The 5038-nt window shown below is 44.9% G+C and carries 4 protein-coding genes; 2 read left to right on the top strand and 2 right to left on the bottom strand.

Features of this window, described 5'->3' with window-relative positions; translation table 11 throughout:
- Positions 1 to 958, top strand: a 958-nt coding sequence (locus tag VIP81_RS07180; protein ID WP_331957864.1) for an alpha/beta hydrolase, incomplete at its 5' end; no start/stop codon positions are given.
- A gap of 1 nt (position 959) precedes the next feature.
- Here the strand turns inward: VIP81_RS07180 and VIP81_RS07185 are convergent.
- Together VIP81_RS07185 and VIP81_RS07190 are read right to left on the bottom strand one after the other, a co-directional pair.
- Positions 960 to 3194 carry a patatin-like phospholipase family protein gene (locus tag VIP81_RS07185; RefSeq protein ID WP_331957866.1) on the bottom strand — a complete coding sequence of 745 codons (2235 nt, stop codon included), beginning with the start codon at positions 3192 to 3194 and terminating at the stop codon, positions 960 to 962.
- Positions 3195 to 3264: 70 nt separating this feature from the next.
- Complete coding sequence (locus VIP81_RS07190) at positions 3265 to 4311, bottom strand: COX15/CtaA family protein (RefSeq protein WP_331957868.1); 1047 nt, start codon at positions 4309 to 4311, stop codon at positions 3265 to 3267.
- A gap of 183 nt (positions 4312 to 4494) precedes the next feature.
- Between VIP81_RS07190 and VIP81_RS07195 the strand changes: the two genes are divergently transcribed.
- On the top strand, positions 4495 to 4953 hold the full coding sequence (locus tag VIP81_RS07195; RefSeq protein WP_331957870.1) for a hypothetical protein: 459 nt from the start codon (positions 4495 to 4497) through the stop codon (positions 4951 to 4953).
- Positions 4954 to 5038: the final 85 nt, after the last annotated feature.

Genomic DNA, 5038 nt, shown 5'->3' on the forward strand with positions numbered 1-5038 from the left:
CATTTATAACCCAATACAAGCACAACAAATACCAGCCCAGGATATCACCCTATCAGCATATAAATACCCCTTCCCGGTGCATTTCCTGCCATTGCATATACAAGGTCAACCCCTACAGATGGCCTATATGGATGTACAATCCTCCAAACCCAATGGTAAGACGATTGTGTTGCTGCACGGCAAAAACTTTTGCGGCGCCTATTGGGACAGTACCGCTGCTGATCTTAGTAATAATGGCTACCGCGTGATCATACCGGATCAGATCGGTTTCGGCAAATCGTCCAAGCCCGCACATTTCCAATATTCCTTTCAGCAACTGGCCCAAAATACCAAAGCATTACTCGACACCCTCCATATCAGCAAAACGTCCATACTCGGGCATTCCATGGGAGGTATGCTAGCCACCCGCTTTGCATTGATGTACCCGGAGGTAACCGAAAAGCTGATCCTGGAAAACCCTATTGGCCTGGAAGACTGGAAAGTAAAAGTGCCATATCAGTCTGTAGACAAGTGGTACAAAGCAGAGCTGCAACAGAACTACGACAAAATCAAACAATACATGATGGACAGCTACTATGCTGGCAAGTGGTCGCCCGCCTATGATAAATGGGCGCAACTACAGGCCAGCTGGATCAGCAATCCGGATTACTCTGTCGTGGCCTGGAATTCAGCGCTCACCTACGATATGATTTTTACACAACCCGTGTTATATGAATTTGAAAATATACAAGCCCCTACCCTGTTGATCATCGGGCAGCGGGACCGCACCGCCCTCGGCAAAGCCAACGCGCCGGAAGAAGTACGTAAAACCCTCGGAAACTATCCTGAATTGGGGAATAATGCAGCCAAAAAAATCCCACATGCAACACTGGTACCCATTCCAGGTGTAGGACATCTTCCCCACATTGAAGCGTATGCGCAATTTATTGCTCCCCTGCTGAAGTTCCTGCAGGAATAAACTACTGCCCTTCCAGCAATTTCACCACATATTCCAGGGCACTCTGATTAGCGGGATTGTCCAGGGCATGGGCGATATCCAGCTTTTCACGGGAAGTCAGGTGCCAGGATAAAGCGGCTGCTTTATCCTGCTTCTGTGGCACGTACTGGAAAATAACCCGGTGAAATTTGTCGGGGAAATATCCTTCCATATAATTCAACAAATCATCCTGGTCAAAATCCTGCATGGCGCTCCAGTGCTGCTGCATAGTAAACAGTGGTTCAAACAGCAGGTCGCTGAGATCCTTTGTTTTTTTGATAGGGGAAATATCATTCTTACGCGTATCTCTGATCTGGATATATACCACACCGCTGGTATTTTCATTGATCCACTTATTAAAAGTATAGAGATAGCGCAGTGTTGTTTGTTGACCGAAGTTATCGCGGATGCCCGCATCCATTACATCTACAATAGGATTGCTGGGTAAAAACGCATTGGGCAATACGTACGGAAAAGTAGCACACATCCGGATAGCGCTGGTTACCCGCAAATCCATGGCATCCTGTGCGGCAAAATACTGTGCGAAATCCACCCCATCTATATCTCTTACCTGCCGCGTTGGATACAGGTATTGCGGACTACACAAATAACTGATCGGCTGCGGCGAAATCATTAAGCGGCGTCCATCTGCATTGATGGTTGCATTCCATATCAGCATCGGGATTTCGGCATTGGCTTCCGGTAAACGGTATTCCTTCAGCGTTTTATCCAATACGCTGTCTGTGTGTTCATTCAACTGCATTTCAAAAGCATAACCTCTGTCCTTCGCATAAAGGTTTTTGCCAATGTTGAAACTCCTCCAGGGAGTAATAAAATCATTTACAGCCATCGCCGTAAAAACAGAATTAAGAAGGTCTCGTGATACCTTCTCTGCGTACACGGGACTCGTGAGCCGGATGGGTTTCCCCTGCTGCTGCTCGTAATACAGTTCCCGAAAATAGCTGGCTCCCAGCATACCGCCGGAGGCCCCCGTCATCAGTACGGTATGTTCCATGAGGCGACCATGCAACAGACTGTCCAACCGCTGCATCACATTCACACTCCAGGCAGCGGAACGACTACCACCACCGCTGAAATTCATCACAATAAGTGGTGGCTTTTTATTCGCAGGAAATTTCTTTCTCCACTTATCTAAAATTTCAATGGTTTGTTTTTTATCTGCCTCATATTTTTCCCTCGTAAAAAACTGTTGCAATGCGCCCACACTGTATTCCGGCCGCTCCTTCTTCTGCCGGTAATTAAGGCCATAAGCTTTGTTGCGGTTGTCTACCCAGTTATGTTCTACCATCCAGTTCAATCCAAACAACATCACCAGCAAAATGGGAATAGACCAGGTTTGTAGCATATAAGAATAAGCGCCCGCCACACCAATGAGGAACGCAAAGAAAATAAGTACACTCCCCCCTGCCGGAATCCTGAATACATCATAGTCCATCATATAGGCGAGGATCACCAGGAAAATCAGGGAACACCCTACGGTGATCATGGCGGCAAAATGGTGTTGTTTGAGGATGCTGTCGAGATAGTGTTTATTGTAGTGGTCTACATTTCTCGCCCTGCGTATGCGCCAGGGGGTGGAAAAGTAGTTGTGCACTGGCAGTGCATTTTCGTCGGGCTCCTGTGTGGGCTTCAGAATCGTGCGCAAAAAGTTGCGGGGGTTGCCGAAGCGCTTCTCCAGGCGGCGGCCGATATTTTTATCTGCGTTAAAGAAATAAAAGAAGCAGAAAAAGAAAATAAACAATACCCCACAGATAAAACCCTCTCCCAGCAACAGAATGTCGGGGATAGAACTCAGTTCTTCATAGCGTTGGTATTCCCACCCACGGTAAAGCATGCTGAGAATAAATACCATAGGGATGATGGCATTATTCAGGCAATACCGGAAAAAAGGCTGGGAAGTAGTGGCCAGAAATTTAAACCGGCCGGTGTGCAAAATGAAAGTGGTAATTTGCCAGCTCATGATAAACATGCCCGTGGCCAATCCTAATATAGTAGTGCTATAAAAATTAACCTTGCCGAGATACTCCGGTGCCAGGTACAATGCATCTCCTCCAAACACCTTGGCAAAGCCGCCGTTGATGGTGCTAAACAGTATCACCCAAAAAATAAGTAACACCTGGTACTTCCTGAAATGCAGGAGCAGTAACTGTATAGGGAAAGAATAGTAAGTTTTTATCAGTAATAACTTCACCTTCATCAGACGATTATTACAAATAAACCTACGGAAAATTTACGGATTTATCGAAGACGGACTATATTTTAAAGCTTTATTCGGTTGTTCCCCTGCTAAGAAAAAGTGTCCATATCAGGGAGAGCAACAATAACATACCTACGCCCTGATGAAGGATGCCGTAGCTAATAGGTATTTTAACCTGGCTATTTAACAAGGTAAGTACACCTAGCAACACCTGTAGCAACACCAGTAGCAACGGCAGGTAACGGATCGCATGCAGCTGGCTGTTAGTGGGCGTTTGAGCAGATTTCCACCACCAAACAGCAATCAGGAGCGTGATCAGGTAAGCCAAACCACGATGTATAAATTGAATGGTGATAGGATTATGCGCAATATCTGTAGCAAAGCCTCCCTGCGAAAACATGCCGTCAGGCACCCAGGCGCCATTGATATCCGGCCAGGTACTGGCTACCAGTGCGGTATGCAGTCCTGCCATGAAAGCACCATACACTAATTGTACTACCAATAATACCAATAACCAGATATTCAGTTTTTTTAATCCCGGCACCTCTAATATTTCCACCGGACGTACGCTTAGTTTCAGGGCAAACCAGAACACGTAGGCCAGCAACACCAATGCGGAAATAAAGTGAATGGCCAAACGGATGTGGTTTACATATAAGTTTTCTTCGTTCAGGCCGCTCATCACCATCACCCATCCTATCAATCCCTGCAAACCGCCGAGTACGAATAATATGATCATAGGATTGATCATACTTTTATTGATCTTCTTCTTAATAATAAAATAAATGAAAGGCACAATAAACACCAATCCCATTAACCGGGCCCAGTCGCGATGCAGCCATTCCCAAAAGAAGATGAACTTAAAATCAGATAAGGTGAAGTGATTATTTACATATTGAAACTGTGCTATTTTTTTGTAGCCCTCAAAAGCACGCTCCCAGGCGGCTTCATTCATTGGTGGAAATGCGCCCAGTAGCGGCTGCCATTCGGTGATGGATAAACCAGACCCGGTTAAACGGGTAATGCCACCCAGCAATACCTGCACGATCAACATGCCCACGCCAATATATAACCAGATGGCTATCGGGCGATTATTTCTTATTGTAACTGCTTCCATAAACGCTGCAAAAATAGGGAATGAATGGCGAACAAGGTGGCTAAATACTCACATTATTTTAACAAAGGCGTAATGTTCTGTTAATCCGCAGATCGGAGCTTTGCATTGAAAATATAAGGCACCATTGTATTAGCTAATACCGCCCTCATTTAAAAAAGATGAACACATTAAAAAAATAATGTCATGAAACATTTACGTTTTGTTTTTTTAGCACCCAAAGCAGCATTGTTATTATTTGTTACTATCCTGTTTCCTATTTTGCACGCAGCAGCACAGTCTAAAACATTTGCTTATAATGTAGCCAGACATGCCGCGAACGAAAAACCAGGAACCGTTGCACCCGTTGAATCTTTCAATGTTCACATTACACAACTGCAAAAAGATCAACTCTTATTTCAACTTTCTGTGGACAATCCCGGCAACGAAAAGCTAACGCTTTACATAAAAGACAATTTCAATAACACCCTGCACCGCGAAATACTGCCAGCAACACTACGCTTTGAAGCACGCTACAACCTCGCCTCACTGGAAGATGGCGATTACGTGTTTGAAATCAGAAGCGGAAAAAATAAACTGGCAGAAAAAGCGATTGCTATAAAAACACAGACACTCATTAACAGAAATGTTTCTGTAACTGAGTAAGTTCGGCTACTACGGAAAGCAGAAGGCATAAAGCAAAAAGCTATTAAAGCGAATGATTGAAGCGTATAGATAATCGCTCTGGTCA

The organism is Chitinophaga sp., from assembly GCF_036566945.1.
GTDB lineage: Bacteria > Bacteroidota > Bacteroidia > Chitinophagales > Chitinophagaceae > Chitinophaga.

Excerpts from the sequence above, each read along its gene's own strand:
- VIP81_RS07185 (WP_331957866.1), bottom strand. The coding sequence starts at position 3,194 with ATGAAGGTGAAGTTATTACTGATAAAAACTTACTATTCTTTCCCTATA.
- VIP81_RS07190 (WP_331957868.1), bottom strand. The coding sequence starts at position 4,311 with ATGGAAGCAGTTACAATAAGAAATAATCGCCCGATAGCCATCTGGTTA.
- VIP81_RS07195 (WP_331957870.1), top strand. The coding sequence starts at position 4,495 with ATGAAACATTTACGTTTTGTTTTTTTAGCACCCAAAGCAGCATTGTTA.